Consider the following 23,055-nt stretch of genomic DNA (forward strand, 5'->3'; position numbering starts at 1 on the left):
CCCCCACATGTCGAAGGGCGATCATGACCGACCCCGTGAGCCGCACGATCCTGCTGCTGGACATAGAGAGGTTCAGCGACCGGGACGACGTGGAGCAGGCGTACCTGCGGCGCATGCTCTACGACATCACCGACCGCACGCTGGAACGCGCCGGCATCGACGAGACCCGTCGTCTGCGCGCGGACCGCGGGGACTCCGTGATGGAGCTGATCGACGCGAACGCCCCGGTCACCGCCCTGCTGCGCGCCCTCCTCGTGGACGTCCCGGCGCAGTTGCGCGCCGTCAACCGCATGGCGTCCAGCTCGGCCCAGATCCGGTTGCGAGGGGTCCTCGCCACCGGTTACGTGGCCGTGGACCAGCACGACGGCTGGGTCGGCACCGACCTGAACAACGCCTGCCGGCTGCTGGACGCCCAGCTGCTGCGGGCCGCCCTGGGCGAACGCCCCCACGACTTCGCGCTGATGGTCTCGGACGCCCTGTACTCGGGCGTCGTACGGCACGACCATCCCGGCATCCCGGCCGACGAGTTCCATCCGGTCGGGGTGGACACCAAGAACGGCCCGATGCGGGCCTGGCTGCACGGCCCGCTGCCCAGCGGCCACGAGACGGCCCCGACCGGCACCGTCGGCAGCATCGGCACGGCCGGCCCGGCCGACCAGGACCACCGTGGCACGGGGGCGGGGGAGGCGCCGGGCGGATCGGGGGACCGCCCGGCGCCACAGGCCCCGCCGGCACCGGAGGCGGCGGCGGAGGCACCGAGAGTTCCCCCGCAGGGCACCTCATCCGAGAGCCGTCACGCCCCGGGCCCCGTCTTCAACTTCAACGGCGCCGTGAACATCGGCGGCAGCGTGGTGGCCGGCGACCAGACCGGCGTGAGCGGCGGCCAGGTCACCGGGGACGTCAACATGGGCGGTCGCGCCGGGGGTGACGGCTCATGAGCACCCCGGACGCGGCGGAGGCCGCCCGCCCGTTACCCACCGACGACCCGCCCGCCTCGGCCGACGGCAAGGACGGCAGAGACGGCGCGGCGAAGGACTCCAAGGACGCCAAGGAGTCCAAGGAGGCCGATGGCTCCGAGGGGTCGGAGGAGTACGAGCAGCCCCAGACCGCCTGGTCGGCCCGGCGTGACCTGATCGACCACAGCCCCCGGTCCATGAACCTCGGCGACCGGGCCCGCTTCGGCGGCAGCATGGTCGGCGGCAACCAGCACGGCGTCAGCGGCGGCCAGGTCGCCGGTGACGTGATCATGGGCAGCAAGACGGAGATCCACCAGTGGGCGATACCCGGGTTCTCCGCCTCGTCCGCCTCCGCGTCCGGCGAGGTCCCGCAGTCCACGCTGGACCGGCTCGCCGCCTCGTTCGTGACCGCCGAGGAGACCGTCGAGGCCCTGCTCGTCCGGCTGCGCCGCGACCGCGTCCTCGTCCTGTCGGGCGCCCGCTTCACCGGCAGACACACGGCCGCCCTGATGCTCCTGCACCGGCTCGGGACGACCCCCGTACACACGCTCGACCGCGACACGAACCCGAGCGGCCTGGCGGACAAGTTCACGGCACCGGACACAGCCGCCGACGGATCGGCAGCCGCAGGGGCCACGGCCGGAGGAACCCCGGCCCACCCCCGCGGCTATGTCCTCGCCGACCTCGTCACCCGCCGCGACCGTCCTCTCCGCGAGCACCACCTCCTCGCCGCCCGCGACCGTCTCACCGCGCAGGACGCGTACCTCGTCGTCACGGTGGGCCCGACCGCCGTCCTGGAGGACGTACCGGTCGTCACCTGGCAGCCGCCGGACCCGGCCGACGTCCTTGCCGCCCATCTCCGCACCCGCGTGGCGGCCCAGGACGACAGGGCGGCGACCGTGGCGAAGCTGCTCGAACTCCCGGACGTCACCGAGTTCCTGAGCCGCAGTCACCAACTGCGCGAGGTCGCCGCGTTCGCCCAGCTGCTCGGCCGGTACGCGGCCGGTGAGGTCACCGAGAACGACGTCGCGCAGTTCTCCCTGGTCTCCCTGGAGAACCAGGTCCAGGAGTGGTTCGAGGAGGACGAGTCGTCGATCCATCTGCGGGACAAGGCGTTCCTGGTCGCACTGGCCGCGTTCGACGGCAGCCCGTACGCCCTCACCGCCGAACTCAGCGATCTGCTCTACCGCTTCCTGCAGCAGACCCAGAACCCGGCCGGTATCCCCGAGGTCCCCGTCTTCGGCACCCACATCGGCAAGCGCCTCCAACTCGCCCGCGCCGAACCGTACGAGGACGACGAGCACACCGAGTGGGGCCCGGTGACCCAGCAGAAGGCCCGGTTCGTCGACGACCGCGCCTCCCTCGTCCTGCTGCGCGAGGTCTGGACGGGCCACCCCTCCGCGCGCCCCGCGCTGATCGACTGGCTGCGCCGGCTGGCCGACGACGGGCGCCCCCTGGTCCGTACCCGGGCCGCGTCCACAGTGGCCGTCCTGGCCCGTACCGACCTGCCCTCGGCCATGGCCCTGGTCATCCAGCCCTGGGCGACCTCCAACCGCTTCCGGCACCGCCTCGTGGCCGTCAACGCGCTCACCCTCGCCCACCTCCTGGAGACGCCGAACATCCCGCGCATCCTCGACGAGTGGTCCAAGGGCGAGGACCGGCGGCTGCGCTGGGTGGCCGTACGGGCGTACGCGCTGATCGGCGCCGAACGCCCCGAGCAGGCCCTCGCCGCCCTGCGCACCGCGGCCCGCAGTCTGTACCGGGACCTCGCCGACCCGGACGACTTCGACCGCGAGATGGCCCGCGAACTCGGCGAGGCCGTCGCCCTGTTGCTGCTCTCCGAGGCCAGCGACGCGGTCCTCGCCGAACTGCGCCTGCACCTCCCGGACGACCGCCCGGTGCACGACCTGACCATCGGCGGCTTCGTCAGTGCCTGCCGCCACACCCAGGACGACGAGCGGTACGGCCAGCCGCTGGTCCTCGCCTGGTACGCGCGGACCGCCACCGAGGGCTCGGCCGCCGCCCACGGCATCCCGTTCCTGTGGCGGGCGGCCCTGAACGACCCCAACGCGACCCGGCACGCCCTGGACGTGCTGCGCGAGTGGGTCCTCGTCGCCGACCGCTCGACGGCCACGGAGTGGGCCCTGGCGGCCCTGCTCCCGACCCTGGTCACCACCCCGGCGGAGTACCAGCGCCTGGGCCACCTCCTGCGGACGATGCCGGGCGAGGACGGCGCGAAGCCGCCCGAGGTCGCCGCCCGCCTCCTGACGACACTCCCCGTCCGCTAGCCGGCCAGACACCCGTCCCCGCTCACCGAGGAGCAACGCACGATGTCCGCCTTCCACCGCCCGCCGGAGTGGCAGCAGTCCGCAGACCGGCACACCCAGCTGATCGACCCGGTGCTCACCGTGCGCCAGTTGTCGCGCTTCGAGCTCTCCCTGAAGTCGACGGTCCGCATCGACCACGCGCTCGTCTTCGCGACCGCCAAGGGCGGCTACGAGGCCTATCTCCCGCCCCGCCGGCCGACGCGCAGCGACATCGCGGCGCGGCACTACACCGCGGTGTACGAGGTCGACATGGGCGTGCATCCCTTCTCCGGCACGCTCACCCTCCCCAGTGACAACGACGCCTTCGAGTTCTCGGCCGAGCTCGACATGTCCTGGCAGGTCGTCGACCCGGCCCGGTTCGTGGGCAGCGGCCACCGGGACGTACCGGGCCTGCTCATCGGCGAACTCCAGCGCGCGGCCCGCCCGGTGAGCCGGCGCTTCCAGATCGCGGACAGCGCGGCGGCGGAGGGGGAACTCCTCCAGGCGATCAACGTCCTGGGCCCGCTGGGCGCCCCCGCGGGCCTCCAGACCACCTGGACCCTGCGCCTGCGCCGCGACCAGGAGAACATCGACCACCAGCGCCGCCTCCAGGCCATCGACCACTCGGCGACCGAGCAGGTACGGGTTGCCCAGCGCGGCTCCGAGATCGACGTGGAGGTGGACCGCCGCAACCGGGCGCAGGACGCGCTCCAGATCGAGCGCTCGATGTCGTACGGCGCCCAGCAGCAGCACCTGGCCCTCCAGCAGCAGCGCTGGGACTACGAACAGGCGGCTCTGCAGAGCAGCCAGCAGCACCAGCTCTCCATCCAGCAGGGCCACCAGGAACTGGAGTTGCAGCAGATAGAGGCACAGAAGATCGCCTTCTACCAGTACCACCTGCAACAGGGCGGTGTGCAGGCCTGGGCCCTCCACCTCTCCCAGCACCCCGAGGACTCCCGCATGGTCATGACGAGCATGCGGGAGGACCAACTCCGCATGATCCAGGCGCAGATGGACCTGGTGAAGGACCTGCTGCACGGCGACACCGCGGAGAAGTTCGAGCTGGAGGGCCCCAAACAACTGGCCCTGCGCACAGTGAGCGACATCCTCAACCAGCGCCTCCCGGGCGTCCCCCAGACCCCTCCCCCGCTCCCGGGCGACCCGTACGCGGAGTACGGCCAGGGAGCCCCGGAGGTGCCGGCGCAACCGGGATACGGCCAGGCGGTCCCCGGGGTTCCGGCGCAGCCGGGATTCGTCCCCGGCCGGCCGGGCCTCGACCCGTCGTACGCGCAACCCGGCCACCCCGGCTCCGGGCCCGCAGACCAGCCCCCGACCGGCGCATCCCAGACCCAGCCACAGCCGCCGGCCCAGGCACCGGCCGGCCGGCCGACGACCAGTCCGTATCCGGGCGCCCCGCAGCCCCCGGCATCCGCGCCGGGCTCCGCGGGCCCCTACGGAGCCGCCCCCGCGTACGGCGGCGCCCCGGGCCCCACCGGCTTCCCCGCCTACAGCCCGCCCAGTCCCCCGCCGTACCAGCAGCCGTACAGCGCTCCGCAGACGCCGGGCGCCTACGGAACTCCCGCCGCCCCCGCCTGGCAGCCGCCCCCGGGCTACGGCAGCACCCCGACCCTCCCGGACCAGCAGAACGCGGCAGCGGCGACGGACGAGCCGGCCGCTGGCCCCGAAGACCCCGCCAAGGAGGACAGGACGGGCAGCGGCACATGACGACGCTCGACCCGCGCCCCACCCCGGCACCGTCCCCGCCAGGCACTCCCGCCGATCCCACCCAGCTCTGCGAGCGCCTCCTCGTGGACCTCCGTACCGAGATCGCCCGCGCCGACAGCAAGGCGTCCGTCCTGGTCGCCGCGCTGGGGATGACCGCCGGTGTGTTCAGCGGACTGCTCGCCGGGCGGAACTGGAACCCGGCAGCGCTCAGCGTCTTCGGCACCGTCGTGTGGAGTGCCGGGGCCGCGTCCCTGGTGCTGTCCCTGTTCTCGCTGCTCCTGGCCGTGCTGCCCCGCTACCGCTCCGAACCGTGGGCGCCGGGGCAGCCGCTCTCCTACTTCGGCGACATCCAACAGGCCGTACGGCTCGGCGGGTTGGAGGCAGCGCTCGCCGACACCCTGCGCGACCCGACGGCCGCGCTCACCTCGGCGCTCACCGAGACGAGCCGTATCGCCGCACGCAAGCACCAGTGGATCCGTACCGGCCTGATCTCCTTCTGCACCGGCACGCTCCTCCTTCCCGCCTCACTGCTCATCGGCTGAACACCCCGCACCGGACCGCTCAGTCACCGTCACCGCACGTGAAGGAAGACCATGACCCAGCCACCCTCGTCCCCACCGGACCACCCCGAGCCCTCCGAGCAGCCCCTGTTCCCGCCGACGTACCCCGAGCAGAAGGCGCCCCGCCCCTCAGCCGAGCCGCCCTACCCCGACCAGCCCGCACCCACGTACCCCCGGGCCACACAACCCCCACCCCAGTACCCGAACCCACCCCGACAACCGCAACACCGGAACACACCCCGACGCCCCGATCACCCCGGCTTCGCCGAGCCCCCGACGTACCCGGGCTCCGCCGAACCCCCGAGCTACCCGGACGCGGGCCCACATTCCCAGCGCCCGACCTACCCCGGCTCCGCCGAACCTCCGACGTACCCCGGCACGCCCCAGCAGCCCCAGTACCCGAGCGCGGCCCAGCGCCCCGATTCCCTGGGCTTCGCCGAGCCCCCGACCTACCCCGGCTCCGCCGAACCCCCCACGTACCCGGACGCGACCCCGAAATCCCAGCACCCGAACACGGCCCGACCCCCGACCTACCCGGACGCGAGCCCACAAGCCCAGCCCCCGGCCTACCCCGGCTCCGCCGAACCTCCGACGTACCCCGGCACGCCCCAGCAACCCCTGTACCCGAACGCCGGAGGTCCCCCGACCTACCCGGGCGCGACCCCGACCCCCGCCTACCCGGGGGCCGCTCCCGCTCAGTCCCCGCCCTACCCCCAGGCCACCGCCCAGCCCGTCCCCCCGCAGTACACGCCCCCTCAGCAAGCCCCGACCACTCCCACCCCACCAGCCCCGACCCCCGCCCCGGCCGCGCCCTCCTCTCACCCCCACCACATCTCCACCGACCGCCAGCGCGTCCACATCTCCGCCCACCAGCGCCGTACCGACGCCACCGCCGTGGGCAACCTCCTCCTCTACCTCCCGAACTTCCTCTGCAGCCTCCTCGTCGTCAGCATGTTCTCCCTCTTCTTCGGCGACCTCGCGTTCCTCGTGATCATCGCCTGGATACTGAGCGGCGCACTCGTCTTCCACCGGCCCACCGAAAGCGCCCTCGCGCGCCGTTTGCTCCATCTGCGCTACCCCACGCCGCAAGAACGAGCCAAACTCGAACCGGTCTGGCACGAGGTCACCGCCCGCGCGGGTGTCATGGGCCGCAACTACGAACTCTGGGTCGAGGACAGCGACGGCCTGAACGCGGTCGCCGCCGCCGGCCACATCGTCGGTGTCACCCGCTACGCCATGAACGAGCTGCCCAACGGCGAACTCGCCGCCGTCATGGCACACGAGCTGGGCCACCACGTCGGCGGCCACGCCTGGTCGGGACTCCTCGGCTACTGGTACGCCCAGCCCGGCCGTATCGCCTGGCGCTTCCTGCGCGCGTTCTCCGGGTTCGTCTTCCAGGTGTCCCGCGCCTTCTCCTGCTTCGGCATCGGCTTCGTCGTACTCGTCCTCGGCGGCATCGCCATGGCGACCATCAGCACGCTGTACGGCCTGCCCCTGCTGATCCTCGGAGTTCCGTACGCCCTGGCCGCGGTCGGCCGCCGCGCCGAACTGCGCGCCGACGAACACGCGGCGGCCCTCGGCTTCGCCCCGATGCTGGCCTCCGTACTCGGCAAGCTCCACCAGGAGGAGCAGCGGCAGACGGCCGCGCTCGCCGCGCTCAACAACGGTGTGGCACCGGAGGAGAGCCCGCTGCGCAAGCTGCTCTCCTCGCACCCGGACTACCACACCCGGCTGCACCACCTGCAGCCGTACCTCCAGCAGCAGCGCTGAGGGGCAGGACACGCGAAAGGGTGGTCACCCCGCAACCGGGGTGGCCACCCTTCAGGGTTACCGGGATCGCCGTGCCGCCGCCCGTGTGGCGCGCTCCGCCGCGAACACGTCCTCCAGCCGGAAGAGCAGGGCCCGCCCTGCCCGGCCCGCGGCGGTGAGTCTGCCCAGCTGAACCCATTTACGAATGGTGGCAGGGGCCACACCGATCTCACGGGCGGCCAGCTCGCCGGTGATCAGGGTCGCCTGTCCGTCCCACGGAGTGCTCGTACGTGTGTTCATCGGCTGCTCCCCATGGCCTGCCCCCCGGCGGCGATCCGCTCCCCCCACTCCCCTTCCGGCCACCTGTGCCGGTGCCCGGGGTCGTGGTGGCAGCCGCAGTCCGCGTCGGCGCAGCGGCACGCGGGGTTGATGCAGAGAACCGCCTGGCGGTCGGGGAAGGCCCGCAGCGAGACCGAGTCGCACCAGGGGCAGCGGCCCGACACTCGTACGACCATCTCGGTGTCGCCCAACGCCCGGGCGCAGCGGCGGGCCATCCGGCGGGTCTCGTCGCGTACATGTGCGGCCAGGACGGGGTCCATGGCGATCTCGTCGAGCAGGGCACCGATACGGCGCAACCGCTCCGGCACGGGAGCGCGGTCCGGCCGGGACAGCCCGAGCCCGTCCCGTACCGCCTCCTCCAGTTCCACCACCCCGTCCGCGATGTCACGGATGGCGTCGGAGATGTGCAGGCGCAGGGGTGCCGTCCGGGGTCCGGGGACCGCCAGACCCTGGTGCTGCTGCAACAGCAGGGCCTCCTCGCGCTCCTGGCGGAGACGAGTACCCAGCTCCGCCGAGGGTTCGGCCGCCGTACGACCCCGGCGGCCGGCCGTGCGGCCTCGACCGGGGGCCAACTCCTCGGCCAGTTCAGGGAATTGCTGCACCAGAACGCCGATCCAGAGAGCGGCGTGCGCGGTCGGCCGGTCAGCCATCGGAACCTCCGAGGCAGGGCCCGATCACGCATGCCGACAGCCGTAAATTTCGAGCGCGCGCGCAATAAGCAGTCCTCGCGCGCCCCATGCCAAACGAACCCCACATACCCCGAACCTCTCCCCCGTGCCCCTGCGTCACATTGCCGCAAGCTCGTAATTCCGCGCGCGCAAGCAAGCTAAACTCGCGCCACCCCCGAAGAAAGCGAGTAGCGCCATGACCACCCCCGAGCTTGACGTGTTCGCGGCATGGGTCGAAGGGTTGATGCGCGGGCGCGGCTACGACATCGACAGCCCCCGCGGCGGCGGCAAGTCACGTGTCGCGGACGAGGCGGGCATCCACCGGGCCGCCGTGACACGGTTGTTGCACCGGCAGAGCATGCCGGACCTGGAGACGACCAGACGGCTCGCCCGCGTACTGGACGTGTCGGTCCGCGAGATGCTCATCCGCTCCGGCCGGCTGACCGCCGAGGAACTGACCGAACCCCTCGCACACCTGCCCATCTCACCCCCGACCCCCACCCCGATGCGTCGAATCACCGTCGGCGAGGCAGCGGAACTCCTCGGCGTACCGACGGACCGGCGTGAGCGGTTCACCAGAGCGGTGGAGCCCTTCCTGCCGACTGCGGACACAGGCACACCACTCGCCTCCCGCTGACCCCGTTCCCTCCGTCCCCCACCTTCCGTCGCCCAACCCTCCCCCACCACCCTCCCTCCAGGGGTCCAGTTTCGCAAGTTGCGCGCGAGCAAGCAATCTGTCACAGTTGATGCAGCACCACAGCTGTGTCCACTAACCGGCTACCGGGGTTCCTGATGTCTCAGGAACCCCTTTTTCGTGCTCCCGTCGAGCTCGCTCAGTCGTCCAGTCATTCAGCCGCCCAGCCGCCCGAGGGGATCCGGCATGACCTCACCCATACCTCCCCCAGAGACCTTTCTCGAAGTCGAAGCGCTGGTCGTCGACATCCTCGAAGCCGACCCGGCCGTCTCCAACGCCCTCATCGCGGTCGAGCCGCCCGCCGGCTTCGACGGCACCGCCGCCGCCGTGCTCGTCAACCGGCGGGGTGGCGCCTGGATCGGGGATCTGCACGTCGACGAACCGCTCATCGAGCTGGAGGTGTACGGGCCGACCAAGGCCGCCGCCCACACCCTGGCCAACGCGGGCCGCCGCGCCGTACTCGCCGCGGCCGGACGTACGTACGGCACGAATCTGATCACCGACGTCGTCGAGGAGGACGGCCCGCGCTGGCTGCCCGACTACCTCTACCGGGCGGCCAACCGGTACGTGTGCGTCCTCAAGGTGTCCGTGAACGTCTACTGACTCCCCCTGTCCCTCAGTTCTGACCCTGAGTTCTGTCACTTAGTCGAGGAGAACCAGCAATGGCAGGTAGCAACACCTCAGAGATCCGCATCGCGGGAAACGGCCGCCTCTACGTCGCCGCCGCCGGCACGGCCGTACCGACCGCCTTCTCCAACACCCCGGCCGCCGACTGGGGGGCCGCCTGGAAGAACCTGGGCTACACCTCCGGTGAGGGGGTCACCTTCAGCAAGAAGGACAAGCTGGAGGCCGTAGACAGCTGGCAGACGATCAGCCCGGTGCACTTCGTCTACTCCGACCGGGATCTGACGCTGAAGTTCACGCTGCTCCAGTTCAACGAGGACACGCTGCCGTTCTTCATGGGCGGCGGCGCCGTCAAGGCGGTGGAGGGCGGCTCGGGGGTTTTCGAGTACAAGATCGCGGACCGCGCGTACGCCGACATCCGTGCGCTCGGGCTGGAGTTCACGGACGTACGGGCGAGTGACGGCACGGTGGTGACGTACCGCTTCGGCATCCCGCGCGGCCAGGTCACCGCGTCCGACGACATCAAGCTGGGCCGCAAGGCCCCGGCCCAGCTCGGCATCACCTTCCAGGCCCTCGCCTCCGCCGACGGCGACTCCCTGGGCGGTTTCGTCATGAAGGACGCGGCGTACGCGGTCTGACCCGCTCCACCCGCCGGACACCGGGGCGTCCACCCTCCGCCGACGGTGTCCGGCCCCTCGCCCCACCGCCCCACCGCCTCTGACAAGGAGTACGACCGCGATGTCCTCTTTCGACGTCAACGCCGCCCGCGCCCAGCGCCTCGAAGCCCTTGGCCGCAGCTGGTCCTTCAACCTGGACGGCGACACCTTCACCCTGCCGACCGAGCTGTCCCGTGCCACCGCCAAGGCCCTGCGCAAGCTCGACGACAACGACGTGGACGGGCTGCTCGAACTACTCATGGGCGAGGAGCAGTTCGCCCGCTTCGAACGGCACGAGGTCACCATGCAGGACATCGCCGCGATCCTGGAGGCGTACGGCAAGGAGACCGGGCTCGGCCTGGGGGAAGGCTGAGCCTCGGCGTGTTCGTCGACGAACACGCCGAGGCGCTGGAGGCGGACCTGCTCCGTTTCTACGGCACCGACCTGCTCGACTGGCACCGCGGCCGGCTCTCCTCGCGTCGGCTCGCGGTGCTGGTCAAACACCTGCCGCGCGACTGCGCCCTCAACCGTGAACTACACGGCGAGGCCGCCGAGTGGTCGATCGTCGAGCATCTGCTGGCCGCCACCGTGGACCATCTGGCCGCCGCCAACTGGATGTTCGCGTCGGTCAACTCGGCGGAGGACGCGGATCCGCCCGAACTGCCGGTGCCAGTACCACGTCCGGAGGACGGAAGGCTGGGGAGAGCGGGCGAGGAGCGGTACGGGTCCACGTACAGGGACGGATTCGGGGACGGGTCCGAGGAGGAAGCCGAGGCCGACGACAAGTTCGGCGAGCCGGGGACCCCGCAGCCACCGGCGTCGACGACGGCGACACCGTCCCAGGTAGCCCGCTTCTTCGGGTGATCCGGGTCGCCTTCAGGCAGGTTCGGGCGGGTCCGGGGTGACCTCCGTAGCTGCCTCCTGGTCCGGCCCACGAGACCCCCCGGCCGGCCCGTCGTCGAGCGGAGGCACGCTGGGCCGCCCCTTGCGCCGGACCACTTTGCGCCGGTCCGGTGCGGCGCGCCGCTCCCGTACCTCGCGGGCGGAGAGCAGGATGTCCGGCTCGGGGTCGGGGGAGGCGTCCGCTCCTCCGTCGGCCACGGCCCGCTCCCGTTCCCCCCGCTGCTCCACGCCGGTCACGGCGGGCGGCGGTTCGAGCAACTGAACGTACGGCAACGGAATGACCTCGCCGTCACGCTCCCCGTCGGGCCTCTTCGCCGGTCCCGGCCGACGGGACCGGCGCCCGATCCGCGCGTCCTCCTGGCCCTGGAGATAGGCGGCGGTGATCCGGACCTCGTACTCGTGCCGTATCCCGGGCAACTGCTCGGAGACCACGTCGGCCCAGCCCGCGCTGTAGGCGGTGAGTTCACGCCGGTCGAGCTCGGCTCGGGGCATGACGACGAGATCTTCGGGGTCGTAGCCCTGCCGGAGGACGAGTTCGGTCACTCGGGCGATCAGATGGGCCAGGTCCTCCGACTGGTCGAGCCAGTCGATCACATGGTCGTGCCGAACTCTGCTCGCTTCCCTGTCCACCCCATTGGCCTTGCTCTCGTACGTCAAGTCCCTTCAGTAGCACGGTAGTTCACCGACCGCTCAGCTGTGGCGCATCGCGGCCGGATCGTGACCCGAACCCCGACAGGTTCTTCACCGCGTCACCACAACGGGCGAGGAAGGTCGTCGAAAGTGGCCAACCACACAATTGACGAGATATACGTAAAAGCGGAATCGATCGAGGGCAGGATCGCCGACCTGCGCAATCAGCTGGTCAGCACGAATCTGCTCGACACCAAGGTGAGAGAACTCAAGACGGCCATCGAAGCCGGGCCGAAGGACAAGCCCACGGACATCGCGGCCGCCGGTTCCAACATCCCCATATTCAAGGAAATCCTGCTGGCTCTCAAGGCCGCGGACTGGGGCACCAAGGCGATTCTCCTCGGAGCCCTCATTCTGTCGGCCGCCAGCCTCCTTGTTCTGGTCGACGACACCAGGAAGGTCGTAGGCCAGGTCAGGGACTGGTTCAAGAACCGAAAAGAACCCCCGAAGCCCGAGACACCCGCGAGCGGTGGAAAACCCACAGCGTCAGGCAAGCTGGACGGTCCCGCCCTCAGCGCGCCCAAACCGGCCGAACTCGCGAAAACCACCGGCGCGGTCAACACACTGAAAAACGCTTTCGCCGGCCTCACCCGTTCCATATCGACGCTCTTCGGTCCACTGAACAGCGCCAACAACTTCCTGGGCACCTACAAGGGGAACGCGAACAACGCCGCGACGGCCACGAGCAATTTCGGCGCCTCCGCACAGAAGACCGCGGGCCAGATCAAGGCGAACGGGACGGCGGCCCAGGCCGCGGCAGCGACCACGAACAGCATGCGGAGCTCCGTCGACCAGGCCGAGAAGTCTCTCACCAGAACAGGCAAGGCAGGCCAGACCGCCGGCACCGGCCTCGGGAAATACGAGTCCGGCGCCGGCAAGGCCGCCAAAGGCCAGGACAAAATGAACAAGTCGATGAAGGGCAACTTCTTCGGCATGCTCATGAACCTGCTCGCACCGCTCATCACGAAGATCATCGACATGGCAACCCAGTCGAAGACCATGCAGAAGATCCTCAACACGGCGTTCGAAGTCATAAGGTCCGTCATAAGCAACGTCATGAAGGCCATCGGGCCCATCATGAAAACCGCGGCTGACCTGGTCAAGAAGATCTGGGAAGGCATCAAAACGGCGATCTCCGCCGTCGTGCAGGCCGTGGCCACGGTCATCCAGACGTATTTCAACATCTGGAAGACCATCATCACCACCGTCCTCAACGCGATCAGAAGCGTGGTCAGCGGCGTATGGAACGGCATCAAGGCCGTCATCACACCCGTCGTCGACTGGGTCAGGACGGCGATTCCCAACGCCTTCCAGGCCGTCAGGGACAAACTCTCCGACGCCTGGAACGGCCTCAAGGACATAGCGGGCCGCGCCTTCGACGGAATCAAGAACGCCGTGAAGGCGCCGATCAACGCGGTCATCGGACTCATCAACTCCGCGATCGGCAAGCTCAACAGCATCAGGGTGTCGATCCCGGGCTGGGTGCCGTTCGTCGGCGGCAAGACCTTCGGGCTGAGTCTTCCGCAGATCCCCACCCTCGCCACCGGCGGTGTCGTCCTGCCCCGCTCCGGCGGAGTACCGGCGATCCTCGCCGAGGCCGGAGAGGCGGAGGCCGTGCTGCCGCTGAGCAAGCTGGACCGGATGCTCAGGAACGCGGCGGCGCAGGGCCGTATCGGCAGCGACGGAGCCGGCGCAGGCGGTGCCCTGCGCATCGAGAACTACTACGCGGCCACCTCCAGTGACCCGCAGCACACCGCCGACGCGCTGATGTTCCTGGCCAAGGCACGCGGGTGGCGCGGATGAGCACCGCGGCGGCAGCGGGTCCGGCGGGCGCCGACCCGCTGGCCCCGGTCCTGCCCGTGCTGAACGCCTTCCGGACGCAGGCGGCGCAGGGCGCGGGCGCCGTGCGAGCGGTCACCGACCGGATCCGGAGCGCCGCCACATCCACCGGCGGCATCCGCGCCTCCCTCGCCCAGGGCAGCCAGGCGGTGGGCCGGGTCAAGTCCGGGGCCGACACCGCCGCCCGCTCCGTTGCCAGGCTCGGTCAGTCGGCCGCGACCGCCGGCAGGAGCGTGAAGGGGTTCGGCGACCGGGCCAGGAGCGCCGGACGGTCCGTCGGCCTGCTCAGGGCCGGCCTCGCCACCGTGGCCACGCTCCTCGTCGGGATCGCCGGCACCATGGGCGTCGTGGGCGACCTGATGGGCGCCTTCGGCCTGGCCATGACCATCGGCGCCGGCGTGGTGATGGTCATCAACCTCCTCACCCGCGCCAACCCGATCGGCTTCGTCGTGGGCCTGCTCCTGCCCGTCGCGGGCTGGCTGATCGACCTCGCCGTGAACTCCGAGGCCGGGCAACGGTTCATCGAGCAGCTCGCGACGATCGTGCTCCAGTACGTCCAGGGGTACCTGGCTGTCATCACCCCGGTCCTGCAGTTCGTCGGGAACCTGGTGAGCACGTACTTCGGCTCGATCCTCACCGTCATCACGACCGTCCTGTCCGTCGTCGGCGCGGTCATCGGCACCGGCTTCGCCGTCCTTCGCGCGCTCACCACCGGAGACATCGAGGCGCTGCGCCAGAGAGTCGACACCGTGTGGCGCGGCTTCAAAGGCGTCCTGGAGTCCGCCGCCAACTGGATCACCCAGACCGTCCCGGACATGTTCCAGCGGATCAAGGGCGCCATGTCGAGCACGCTCGGCGGGATCGGCAGGTTCCTCGGTACGGGCGTCGAGATGGTCGCCGGCCTGGTCAAGGCCCCGATCAACGGCCTGATCGCCTTCGCCAACTGGATCATCGACGGCCTCAACTCGCTGAGCGTCTCCATCCTCGGCAAGACGTTCGGCATCAATATCCCCAAGATCCCGATGCTCGCCGAGGGCGGTGTCGCCGTACCCGGAATCGCCGGCCGCGCGGGCAGGGTGCTGCCCCTCACGGCCCTGGAGCGGCAGCGGGCCCTCGCGAGCAGGCACCGGGCCCCGTCGGCCTCGCCGTACCGGATGGCCGAGTTCCGCGAGTCCGCGGGCGCGGGCCCCCGGGCCACCGCCGAGGACCTGCTCTTCCTCTCCTCGGCCCACGCACACCCGTGACGCCCTGACCACGGCCCCTGACAGTGAGGTGACGGCCCCCATGGCCGAGACAACGGCCCAGACACCGGCCCAGCCAACCGCGTACCCCGACTCCACCCCGGACCCGGACCCGCCCCCCGGCTCGCTCATCACCCGCGAAGGACAGCTCCAGTGGGCCGGGCTGCTGATGGGCCCCGGCACGGGGTACGAGATCGACCGCGGCGGACTCACCGGCTGGGAGGACCTCCCGGACTTCGACACCGGCGACGCCGACCACCCCACCGCCCACGGCGCCTGGGCGGGCGCCCGCTACGCCAAGCCCCGCAGGATCGGCGCCACGGTGTGGACCCTGCCGGAGACGACGAGCGGCCCCCGGTCCGCGCTGACCGCGACCCGTGTCCTGCGTCAGGCCCTGCTGCTCGCCGACGAGGAGCGCTGGCTCGCGGTCAGACTGCACGGCGAGACCCTGGCCGTACGGGCCCGGGTCAGCCAGCGCGTCCTGACCGCCGACCGCGTGTACGCGACCCAGGGCGTCTCCAGGGCGGCCGTGCAGTGGTACGCCACCGACCCGCGCCGCTACCTGGTCGACGAGCAGACCGCGGTCACCGGGCCCCCGCAGCCGGAGAGCGGACTGAGCTGGCCGCTGACGTGGCCGCTGTACTGGGGCCAGACCGTCTCCACCGGCGATGTCGTCGCCGCGAACGACGGCTCCGCGCCCACCCACCCGGTGATCACCTTCAGCGGCCCCTGCGTCAACCCCATGGTGACCGACCGCACCACGGACCGCCGGCTGCGCTACACGATCCGGCTCGCCGCCGGTGACCAGCTCGTCGTGGACACCGGCGCCGGCACGGTCACCCTCAACGGCACGGCCTCCCGCCGGCACACCGCCGCCCCGGACAGCGGTCCGGAGGAACTGTTCGCGCTCACCCCGGGCCGCGCCCAACTGGCTTTCCGCCCGGACGACTTCGACCCCGGCGCCCAGATGTCGGTGCGCTGGCGCAGCGCGGAGTGGTGACGGCGCGGCACTCCCCGGGTTCCCGGAACTCTCCCGATCCACAGGATCCACAGAAGGGCTTGGCATGAACGCACGCTCCGCCTGGCTGTCCCCGAACGGCCAGACCCGCGAGGACACCCGCGTCGCCCAGACCGGCGCCGTCACCCCCGCCACCGGCATCCGGGGCCGCTCCGGCATCTTCCCGGGGTCCCCCGACGGGGCCTTCCGGATCACGGGCTTCGCGCTGACCGGCACCACCGGCCGCATGACCGCCACCGTGGGCGTCGGCCGGGCCGTCGTGCAGGCCGAGGACAGCCGCGGCGCCTATCCGGTGGCCGTCACGGAGCCGATCACCCTCACGTTCGGCGACGGCCAGGAGTACGCCCGCAAGGACCTCGTCGTCCTGCGGATCTACGACGACCAGTACGACTCCTCGGGCCGCACCCAAGCCGTGGTCGAGATCGTCAAGGGCACCGCCTCCGCCACCGACCCGACCCCGCCCGCGACCCCCGCCGCCGCTCTGCCCCTGTACACCGTCACGGTCCCGGCGAACGCCAGCGCCGGCAACGGAGGCATCACCTGGGCCTCCGCCGCCAGCGTCACCGACCTGCGCGCCAGTGTCGTGGCCGTCGGCGGCATCCTTCCGACGGACAACGACTCCCGCACCGGCGCCTACCCCGGCCAGTACCGGGACACCAGCAACACCCTCCAGCGCTGGAACGGCACCGCCTGGGTCGCCTACCCGAGGGACATCGGCGGCATCGCCCCCAACGGCGCCATCGGCAACGGCGGCTACGTCGGCCAGCACCGCGACGGCCCGAACGGCCTGCTCCAGCGCTGGAACGGCAGCGCCTGGGTCTCCTACCAGCAGGTCCCCACCTGGCAGGACTACACGCCCGTCTGGTACGCCAGCTCGGGCGTCGCCCCGGTCGTCGGCAACGGCAACCTGCTCGCCAACTACGCCAAGATCGGCACGGTCGTCCATGTCCGGCTTCGCCTGCAGATCGGGACGACGACCAATATCGCGGCCCAGGACGCCGCCGCCACGTGGTCCTTCTCCCTGCCCGCTCCCCCGGTCGTCGGCTGGATGACCGACATCGTGTTCAACGTGGTCGGTTTCAACTCCGACGGCTTCAAGTTCCTCCAGGGCACCTGTCAGCTGGCGACCAACGCCGACGGCATCGGCGTGGCGACGCGTTTCACCACGACGCTGGGCGCCTCCGGCATCGCGTGGAACAAGGCCAACCCCTTCCCCTGGGTCTCCGGCTCCGTCCTGTCGATCTCGGGCACCTACCAGTCCGCGTCCTGACCCCCGTACCCGAGACGGGGGCGTCGCCTGCTGGGCAGCCGGCCTGAACACCCCACCGCGACCCAGGAGTTGACCGCCGTATGGCAACCGTCACCACCCCGTACCGCGCGATCTTCTGCGACCTGCGCACCGACCGCACCATCGACATCCTGCCCGTACGGGACGTCACCGTCGACGACTACATCGGCAAGGCCGGCTCGTTCTCCGGCACCATCCCCGTGCCCACCGCGGCCCTCGCCGCCCGGGTCCGCCGTATCGAGGAGGGCCGCACCGCGGTCTACCTGGAGCGCGGCGGCGACCTGTGGTGGGGCGGCATCATCTGGACCAGCACCCTGCAGAGCGACGAACGCGGCGTCCTCACCCTCGGCATCCAGGCGGCGACCTTCGACTCGTACGCGGGCCGCCGCCGGATCCGCGCCGACCTCACCTTCCCGGACACCGAGCAGCTGGCCCTGGCGCGCGGCCTGTGGCGGCACATGCAGGAGTCGCTCGCGGGCGGCGACATCCGCGTCACCTACGGCACCGAGACCTCCTCGGCGACCCGGACGGTCTCGTACCGCGACGGCGACGAGATCGTCTACTCCGAGGCACTCGACGCCCTGGCCGCCCTGGACAACGGCTTCGAGCACCACATCGCCGTCTACCGCGACCCGGCCACCGGAGCGCGGGTCCGCCGGCTGCGCCTGGGCAGCCCCAGGATCCGCACCGGCACGACCGACCTGGTGATGGACCGGCCGGGCACGATCCTGTCGTACTCCTTCCCGCGCGACGCCACCCGCGGCGGCACCACCGCCCGCGCACGCGGCGCCTCGGTCAACGACAACCAGGCCGAGGACTCCCGACCGCTGTACGCGGACGCCCCGCCGGCCACCGCCCTGATCAACGCCGGTTACCCGCTCATCGACCTGAGCTCGGACCACAACACGGTCACCGACGTCGACACCCTCACATCCCTGGCCACCGCCGAACTGGCCTCGGCCGCCGGTGCGGTGGTGATCCCCGAGATCAGCGTCCGCCTCGACGACATGGTGCCGCCCGCGCTGCTCGGCCGGACCGTCCGTATCCGCATCACCGACGAGTGGTGGCCCGAGGGCCTGGACGTCCGTTACCGGATCATCGGCGTCAAGGTCAGCCCGGCGCAGCGCGGCCGCCCCGACACCGCCGAGCTCTATCTGGAGGAACCCTGATGCCCCAGCTGCCCGAGGACATCATCGACCGGCTCACCGCCATGGAACGCCGTATCCAGCAGCTGTCGACGGCCGTCAACTCCCGGCCCGCGCTCAACAGGGTGGCCGGTGGCGGTGTAGAGATCACCGACGGGGGCTGGCTCCACGTGCTGCCTTCGTCGGGCGGCTCGGCCGTCTTCTCGGTCGGCGCGGGAGGCCTGGCCCGGCCCTGGCTGGCGATGCTGCCGCCGCAGGACACCACTGTCGCCCGCTGGCCGCAGACCACCGCGACCGCCTGGACGACGATCGCGGTGTCGCAGAACCCGCTGTGGCAGCCGAGTATGCGTCTCCAGGTGCAGTCCAGTGCCAGTTCGGGCGCCACCGGTTCGGTCCGGGTGCTGGTGGACGGCGCCCAGTGGGGCGAGCCGGTCCCCGCGGGCACGGGCTTCGACCACACCGCCACCGTGACCGACGACTTCGGCGCGGCCCTCGGCAACCTGCTCAGGGTCGAGATCCAGGCGACGGTCACCAGCGCCTCCGGCACGGTCTACGCCAGGCCGCAGCTGATGTACGGCTGCGGGAACTGACGACCACCGGGAACGCCGAAGGGCGGCCACCCCGTACGAAACGGAGTGACCGCCCTTCAGTACTTCAGACCTACGCCTTACTGGTTGTACGGACCGTAGTCGTAGTCCTCCAGCGGAACGGCCTGGCCGGAGCCCGTGCCGAACGGCGAGTAGTCGATGTCGTCGTAGCCGACGGCCGAGTACATCGCGGCCTTCGCTTCCTCGGTCGGCTCCACCCGGATGTTGCGGTAGCGGGACAGACCCGTACCGGCCGGGATGAGCTTACCGATGATGACGTTCTCCTTGAGGCCGATGAGGCTGTCGGACTTGGCGTTGATCGCCGCGTCCGTCAGCACTCGGGTCGTCTCCTGGAAGGAGGCGGCCGACAGCCAGGACTCCGTCGCCAGCGAGGCCTTGGTGATACCCATCAGCTGCGGACGGCCGGAGGCCGGGTGGCCGCCTTCCTGGACCACACGACGGTTCTCGGTCTCGAACTTGCCACGCTCGACCAGCTCGCCGGGCAGCAGCTCGGCGTCGCCGGACTCGATGATCGTCACACGGCGGAGCATCTGCCGGATGATGATCTCGATGTGCTTGTCGTGGATCGACACACCCTGCGAGTTGTAGACCTTCTGGACCTCGCCGACCAGGTGGACCTGGACCGCGCGCTGACCGAGGATCCGCAGCACGTCGTGCGGGTTGGTGGCACCGAAGGTGAGCTTCTGGCCCACCTCGACGTGGTCACCCTCACGCACCATGACCTTGGCGCGCTTCGAGATCGGGAACGCCGTCTCGTCGCTGCCGTCGTCCGGGGTGATGACGATCTTCTTGGTCTTCTCGGTCTCCTCGATACGGACGCGGCCGGCCGCCTCCGAGATCGGGGCGACACCCTTGGGCGTACGAGCCTCGAAGAGCTCGACGACACGGGGCAGACCCTGGGTGATGTCGTCACCGGCCACACCACCGGTGTGGAAGGTACGCATCGTCAGCTGGGTACCGGGCTCACCGATGGACTGGGCGGCGATGATGCCGACCGCCTCACCGATGTCGACCAGCTTGCCGGTGGCCAGCGAACGGCCGTAGCACATGGCGCAGGTGCCGACGGCGGACTCGCAGGTCAGGACCGAGCGGGTCTTGACCTCCTCGACGCCGTGCCTGACCAGCTCGTCGATGAGGACGTCACCGAGGTCGGTGTTGGCCGGGGCCAGCACACGTCCGTCGATGGTGATGTCCTCGGCCAGCGCACGGGCGTACACCGACGTCTCGACGTTCTCGGTCTTGCGCAGCACTCCGGCTTCGTCGCGCTCGGCGATCGCCAGCTTGAGGCCGCGGTCGGTGCCGCAGTCCTCCTCGCGGATGATGACGTCCTGCGAGACGTCCACCAGACGACGGGTGAGGTAACCCGAGTCGGCGGTACGCAGGGCGGTGTCGGCGAGACCCTTACGGGCACCGTGGGTGGAGATGAAGTACTCCAGCACGGACAGGCCCTCACGGAAGGACGCCTTGATCGGACGCGGGATCGTCTCGTTCTTCGCGTTCGACACCAGACCACGCATACCGGCGATCTGTCGCATCTGCATCATGTTTCCTCGGGCACCCGAGTCAACCATCATGAAGATGGGGTTCGTCTTGGGGAAGTTCGCGTTCATCGCCTCGGCAACCTCGTTGGTCGCCTTGGTCCAGATCGCGATGAGCTCCTGCGTGCGCTCGTCCTTGGTGATCAGACCGCGCTCGTACTGCTTCTGGACCTTCTCGTCCAGCTCCTCGTAGCCCTTGACGATGGCCTTCTTGGCCTCGGGCACGACGACGTCGGAGATGGCCACGGTGACACCGGAGCGCGTGCCCCAGTAGAAGCCGGCCGCCTTCAGGTTGTCGAGCGTCGCCGCCACGATGACCTTGGGGTAGCGCTCGGCGAGGTCGTTGACGATCTCACCGAGCTGCTTCTTGCCCACCGAGTAGTCGACGAACGGGTAGTCCTCGGGCAGCAGCTCGTTGAAGAGCGCGCGGCCCAGGGTGGTGCGCAGGCGGAAGGTGTCCCCCTGCTGCCACTCGGGCTCGTTCTCGTCACGGGCCGGCGGGGTCCAGCCGCGCGGCGGGATGGTGCCCACCGGGAAGCGGATGTCGATCGCCGACTGCAGCGCGAGCTCGCCGTTGTCGAACGCCATGGTCGCCTCGGCCGTGGAGCCGAACGCGCGGCCCTCGCCCTTGACGTCACGCAGTTCACCGTCGGTGGTGAGGAAGAACAGACCGAGGACCATGTCCTGGGTCGGCATCGTCACCGGACGGCCGTCGGCGGGCTTGAGGATGTTGTTCGAGGACAGCATCAGGATGCGGGCCTCGGCCTGCGCCTCCGCGGAGAGCGGCAGGTGGACGGCCATCTGGTCACCGTCGAAGTCCGCGTTGAACGCGGTGCAGACGAGCGGGTGGATCTGGATGGCCTTGCCCTCGACGAGCTGCGGCTCGAAGGCCTGGATGCCGAGGCGGTGCAGCGTGGGCGCACGGTTCAGGAGAACCGGGTGCTCCGCGATGACCTCTTCCAGAACGTCGTAGACGACGGTCCGGCCGCGCTCGACCATGCGCTTGGCGCTCTTGATGTTCTGCGCGTGGTTGAGGTCCACGAGCCGCTTCATGACGAACGGCTTGAAGAGCTCCAGCGCCATCGCCTTCGGCAGACCGCACTGGTGCAGCTTGAGCTGCGGACCGACGACGATCACGGAACGCGCGGAGTAGTCCACACGCTTGCCGAGCAGGTTCTGACGGAATCGACCCTGCTTGCCCTTGAGCATGTCGCTCAGGGACTTCAGCGGGCGGTTACCGGGACCGGTGACCGGACGACCACGACGGCCGTTGTCGAACAGCGCGTCGACGGCCTCCTGGAGCATGCGCTTCTCGTTGTTCACGATGATCTCGGGAGCACCGAGGTCGAGAAGCCGCTTCAGACGGTTGTTCCGGTTGATCACACGGCGGTACAGGTCGTTCAGGTCGGAGGTCGCGAAGCGGCCACCGTCCAGCTGCACCATCGGGCGGAGGTCCGGCGGGATGACCGGGACGCAGTCGAGAACCATGCCCTTGGGGCTGTTGGAGGTCTGCAGGAAGGCAGACACGACCTTCAGCCGCTTCAGCGCACGGGTCTTCTTCTGGCCCTTGCCGGTACGGATGATCTCGCGAAGCCGCTCGGCTTCCTCGTCCAGGTCGAAGGACTCCAGGCGCTTCTGCAGAGCAGCCGCACCCATCGAACCGTCGAAGTAGGTCCCGAAGCGGTCGCGCAGCTCGCGGTAGAGCAGCTCGTCGCCCTCCAGGTCCTGGACCTTGAGGTTCTTGAAGCGGGTCCACACCTCGTCGAGACGGTCGATCTCGCGCTGCGAACGGTCCCGCAGCTGCTTCATCTCGCGCTCGGCACCTTCGCGCACCTTGCGGCGTACGTCGGCCTTGGCACCCTCGGCCTCCAGCTCGCCCAGGTCGCTTTCCAGCTTCTTGGCGCGGGCTTCGAGGTCGGAGTCACGGCGGTTCTCGACCTGCTGCCGCTCGACGGAGACATGCGCCTCCAGCGAGGGCAGGTCACGCGTACGACGCTCGTCGTCGACGTACGTGATCATGTACGCCGCGAAGTAGATGACCTTCTCGAGGTCCTTCGGGGCGAGGTCGAGCAGGTAGCCAAGACGCGACGGGACGCCCTTGAAGTACCAGATGTGGGTGACGGGAGCGGCGAGCTCGATGTGGCCCATCCGCTCACGACGCACCTTGGCGCGAGTGACCTCGACGCCACAGCGCTCACAGATGATGCCCTTGAAGCGGACGCGCTTGTACTTGCCGCAGTAGCACTCCCAGTCCCGGGTCGGACCGAAGATCTTCTCGCAGAAGAGTCCGTCCTTTTCGGGCTTGAGCGTGCGGTAGTTGATCGTCTCGGGCTTCTTGACCTCGCCGTGGCTCCACTGACGGATGTCGTCAGCGGTGGCCAGACCGATCCGGAGCTCGTCGAAGAAGTTGACGTCGAGCACTATGCGTCAATCCCTCTCAGGGTTGTAAGTCATGGGGTCTGATACGGGGGTCCTGGGGCCGGAGGCCTTCATGACGAAGGCCTCCGA

At 70.1% G+C, this 23,055-nt stretch carries 20 protein-coding genes; 16 read left to right on the top strand and 4 right to left on the bottom strand.

What is annotated here, in order from left to right; all coding sequences use genetic code 11:
* Positions 1-23 precede the first annotated feature (23 nt).
* From PV734_RS14145 to PV734_RS14165, 5 genes are read left to right on the top strand one after another with little or no spacing between them, the layout of a single operon-like run.
* Positions 24-938 carry a hypothetical protein gene (locus PV734_RS14145; RefSeq protein WP_319289677.1) on the top strand — a complete coding sequence of 305 codons (915 nt, stop codon included), beginning with the start codon at positions 24-26 and terminating at the stop codon, positions 936-938.
* On the top strand, positions 935-3,244 hold the full coding sequence (locus tag PV734_RS14150; RefSeq protein WP_319289678.1) for a hypothetical protein: 2,310 nt from the start codon (positions 935-937) through the stop codon (positions 3,242-3,244). Before PV734_RS14145 ends, PV734_RS14150 begins: the two co-directional genes overlap by 4 nt.
* A 42-nt stretch (positions 3,245-3,286) precedes the next feature.
* Positions 3,287-4,987: a hypothetical protein gene (locus PV734_RS14155; RefSeq protein WP_319090410.1), complete on the top strand. Its 1,701-nt coding sequence runs from the start codon at positions 3,287-3,289 to the stop codon at positions 4,985-4,987.
* Positions 4,984-5,529 carry a Pycsar system effector family protein gene (locus tag PV734_RS14160; protein WP_319289679.1) on the top strand — a complete coding sequence of 182 codons (546 nt, stop codon included), beginning with the start codon at positions 4,984-4,986 and terminating at the stop codon, positions 5,527-5,529. Before PV734_RS14155 ends, PV734_RS14160 begins: the two co-directional genes overlap by 4 nt.
* Positions 5,530-5,580: 51 nt before the next feature.
* Positions 5,581-7,317: a M48 family metalloprotease gene (locus PV734_RS14165; RefSeq protein WP_319289681.1), complete on the top strand. Its 1,737-nt coding sequence runs from the start codon at positions 5,581-5,583 to the stop codon at positions 7,315-7,317.
* Positions 7,318-7,374: 57 nt separating this feature from the next.
* On the opposite strand, the gene PV734_RS14170 is transcribed toward PV734_RS14165, so the two are convergent.
* On the bottom strand, positions 7,375-7,596 hold the full coding sequence (locus PV734_RS14170; RefSeq protein WP_319090413.1) for a hypothetical protein: 222 nt from the start codon (positions 7,594-7,596) through the stop codon (positions 7,375-7,377).
* The gene (locus PV734_RS14175; RefSeq protein ID WP_319289682.1) at positions 7,593-8,285 is read right to left on the bottom strand and encodes a hypothetical protein; all 693 of its coding nucleotides are present in this window, start codon (positions 8,283-8,285) and stop codon (positions 7,593-7,595) included. Before PV734_RS14175 ends, PV734_RS14170 begins: the two co-directional genes overlap by 4 nt.
* A 214-nt stretch (positions 8,286-8,499) precedes the next feature.
* On the opposite strand from PV734_RS14175, the gene PV734_RS14180 reads away from it, so the two are divergent.
* The 5 genes from PV734_RS14180 to PV734_RS45810 all read left to right on the top strand — a co-directional run bounded on the left by PV734_RS14180 (position 8,500) and on the right by PV734_RS45810 (position 11,141).
* The gene (locus PV734_RS14180) at positions 8,500-8,940 is read left to right on the top strand and encodes a helix-turn-helix transcriptional regulator (RefSeq protein WP_319090415.1); all 441 of its coding nucleotides are present in this window, start codon (positions 8,500-8,502) and stop codon (positions 8,938-8,940) included.
* 243 nt (positions 8,941-9,183) lie between these two features.
* Positions 9,184-9,600 (top strand): hypothetical protein, encoded by a 417-nt coding sequence (locus PV734_RS14185; protein ID WP_319090416.1) that lies wholly within the window; start codon positions 9,184-9,186, stop codon positions 9,598-9,600.
* A gap of 59 nt (positions 9,601-9,659) precedes the next feature.
* The gene (locus PV734_RS14190) at positions 9,660-10,259 is read left to right on the top strand and encodes a phage tail protein (protein WP_319090417.1); all 600 of its coding nucleotides are present in this window, start codon (positions 9,660-9,662) and stop codon (positions 10,257-10,259) included.
* Positions 10,260-10,359: 100 nt separating this feature from the next.
* Positions 10,360-10,650, top strand: coding sequence for a hypothetical protein (locus tag PV734_RS14195; protein WP_319090418.1), 291 nt, complete (start codon positions 10,360-10,362; stop codon positions 10,648-10,650).
* 8 nt (positions 10,651-10,658) lie between these two features.
* The gene (locus PV734_RS45810; protein ID WP_415924204.1) at positions 10,659-11,141 is read left to right on the top strand and encodes a hypothetical protein; all 483 of its coding nucleotides are present in this window, start codon (positions 10,659-10,661) and stop codon (positions 11,139-11,141) included.
* 12 nt (positions 11,142-11,153) lie between these two features.
* On the opposite strand, the gene PV734_RS14205 is transcribed toward PV734_RS45810, so the two are convergent.
* Positions 11,154-11,837, bottom strand: coding sequence for a hypothetical protein (locus PV734_RS14205; protein ID WP_319289683.1), 684 nt, complete (start codon positions 11,835-11,837; stop codon positions 11,154-11,156).
* Between the two features lie 630 nt (positions 11,838-12,467).
* Here PV734_RS14205 and PV734_RS14210 point away from each other — a divergent pair.
* The 6 genes from PV734_RS14210 to PV734_RS14235 all read left to right on the top strand — a co-directional run bounded on the left by PV734_RS14210 (position 12,468) and on the right by PV734_RS14235 (position 18,991).
* Positions 12,468-13,673 carry a phage tail protein gene (locus PV734_RS14210; RefSeq protein ID WP_319289906.1) on the top strand — a complete coding sequence of 402 codons (1,206 nt, stop codon included), beginning with the start codon at positions 12,468-12,470 and terminating at the stop codon, positions 13,671-13,673.
* Positions 13,670-14,953 carry a tape-measure protein gene (locus tag PV734_RS14215; RefSeq protein WP_319090421.1) on the top strand — a complete coding sequence of 428 codons (1,284 nt, stop codon included), beginning with the start codon at positions 13,670-13,672 and terminating at the stop codon, positions 14,951-14,953. The genes PV734_RS14210 and PV734_RS14215 overlap by 4 nt, the downstream gene beginning before the upstream one ends.
* A gap of 40 nt (positions 14,954-14,993) precedes the next feature.
* Positions 14,994-15,950: a phage distal tail protein gene (locus PV734_RS14220; protein ID WP_319090422.1), complete on the top strand. Its 957-nt coding sequence runs from the start codon at positions 14,994-14,996 to the stop codon at positions 15,948-15,950.
* A gap of 64 nt (positions 15,951-16,014) precedes the next feature.
* A complete protein-coding gene (locus PV734_RS14225) occupies positions 16,015-17,238 on the top strand; it encodes a hypothetical protein (RefSeq protein WP_319289684.1) in 1,224 nt (407 codons plus the stop codon).
* 80 nt (positions 17,239-17,318) lie between these two features.
* Positions 17,319-18,425, top strand: a complete 1,107-nt coding sequence (locus PV734_RS14230) for a hypothetical protein (RefSeq protein ID WP_319090424.1) — start codon at positions 17,319-17,321, stop codon at positions 18,423-18,425.
* A complete protein-coding gene (locus PV734_RS14235) occupies positions 18,425-18,991 on the top strand; it encodes a hypothetical protein (RefSeq protein WP_319090425.1) in 567 nt (188 codons plus the stop codon). The genes PV734_RS14230 and PV734_RS14235 overlap by 1 nt, the downstream gene beginning before the upstream one ends.
* A gap of 77 nt (positions 18,992-19,068) precedes the next feature.
* On the opposite strand, the gene PV734_RS14240 is transcribed toward PV734_RS14235, so the two are convergent.
* On the bottom strand, positions 19,069-22,968 hold the full coding sequence (locus PV734_RS14240; RefSeq protein WP_319090426.1) for a DNA-directed RNA polymerase subunit beta': 3,900 nt from the start codon (positions 22,966-22,968) through the stop codon (positions 19,069-19,071).
* Positions 22,969-23,055 lie beyond the last annotated feature (87 nt).

The sequence above is a fragment of the Streptomyces sp. AK08-02 genome (genome assembly GCF_033795085.1).
Classification (GTDB): domain Bacteria; phylum Actinomycetota; class Actinomycetes; order Streptomycetales; family Streptomycetaceae; genus Streptomyces; species Streptomyces echiniscabiei.

What these genes read in the sequence shown, in the direction of transcription:
- PV734_RS14145 (WP_319289677.1), top strand. Translation starts at nt 24, where the DNA reads ATGACCGACCCCGTGAGCCGCACGATCCTGCTGCTGGACATAGAGAGG.
- PV734_RS14150 (WP_319289678.1), top strand. Translation starts at nt 935, where the DNA reads ATGAGCACCCCGGACGCGGCGGAGGCCGCCCGCCCGTTACCCACCGAC.
- PV734_RS14155 (WP_319090410.1), top strand. Translation starts at nt 3,287, where the DNA reads ATGTCCGCCTTCCACCGCCCGCCGGAGTGGCAGCAGTCCGCAGACCGG.
- PV734_RS14160 (WP_319289679.1), top strand. Translation starts at nt 4,984, where the DNA reads ATGACGACGCTCGACCCGCGCCCCACCCCGGCACCGTCCCCGCCAGGC.
- PV734_RS14165 (WP_319289681.1), top strand. Translation starts at nt 5,581, where the DNA reads ATGACCCAGCCACCCTCGTCCCCACCGGACCACCCCGAGCCCTCCGAG.
- PV734_RS14170 (WP_319090413.1), bottom strand. Translation starts at nt 7,596, where the DNA reads ATGAACACACGTACGAGCACTCCGTGGGACGGACAGGCGACCCTGATC.
- PV734_RS14175 (WP_319289682.1), bottom strand. Translation starts at nt 8,285, where the DNA reads ATGGCTGACCGGCCGACCGCGCACGCCGCTCTCTGGATCGGCGTTCTG.
- PV734_RS14180 (WP_319090415.1), top strand. Translation starts at nt 8,500, where the DNA reads ATGACCACCCCCGAGCTTGACGTGTTCGCGGCATGGGTCGAAGGGTTG.
- PV734_RS14185 (WP_319090416.1), top strand. Translation starts at nt 9,184, where the DNA reads ATGACCTCACCCATACCTCCCCCAGAGACCTTTCTCGAAGTCGAAGCG.
- PV734_RS14190 (WP_319090417.1), top strand. Translation starts at nt 9,660, where the DNA reads ATGGCAGGTAGCAACACCTCAGAGATCCGCATCGCGGGAAACGGCCGC.
- PV734_RS14195 (WP_319090418.1), top strand. Translation starts at nt 10,360, where the DNA reads ATGTCCTCTTTCGACGTCAACGCCGCCCGCGCCCAGCGCCTCGAAGCC.
- PV734_RS14215 (WP_319090421.1), top strand. Translation starts at nt 13,670, where the DNA reads ATGAGCACCGCGGCGGCAGCGGGTCCGGCGGGCGCCGACCCGCTGGCC.
- PV734_RS14220 (WP_319090422.1), top strand. Translation starts at nt 14,994, where the DNA reads ATGGCCGAGACAACGGCCCAGACACCGGCCCAGCCAACCGCGTACCCC.
- PV734_RS14225 (WP_319289684.1), top strand. Translation starts at nt 16,015, where the DNA reads ATGAACGCACGCTCCGCCTGGCTGTCCCCGAACGGCCAGACCCGCGAG.
- PV734_RS14230 (WP_319090424.1), top strand. Translation starts at nt 17,319, where the DNA reads ATGGCAACCGTCACCACCCCGTACCGCGCGATCTTCTGCGACCTGCGC.
- PV734_RS14235 (WP_319090425.1), top strand. Translation starts at nt 18,425, where the DNA reads ATGCCCCAGCTGCCCGAGGACATCATCGACCGGCTCACCGCCATGGAA.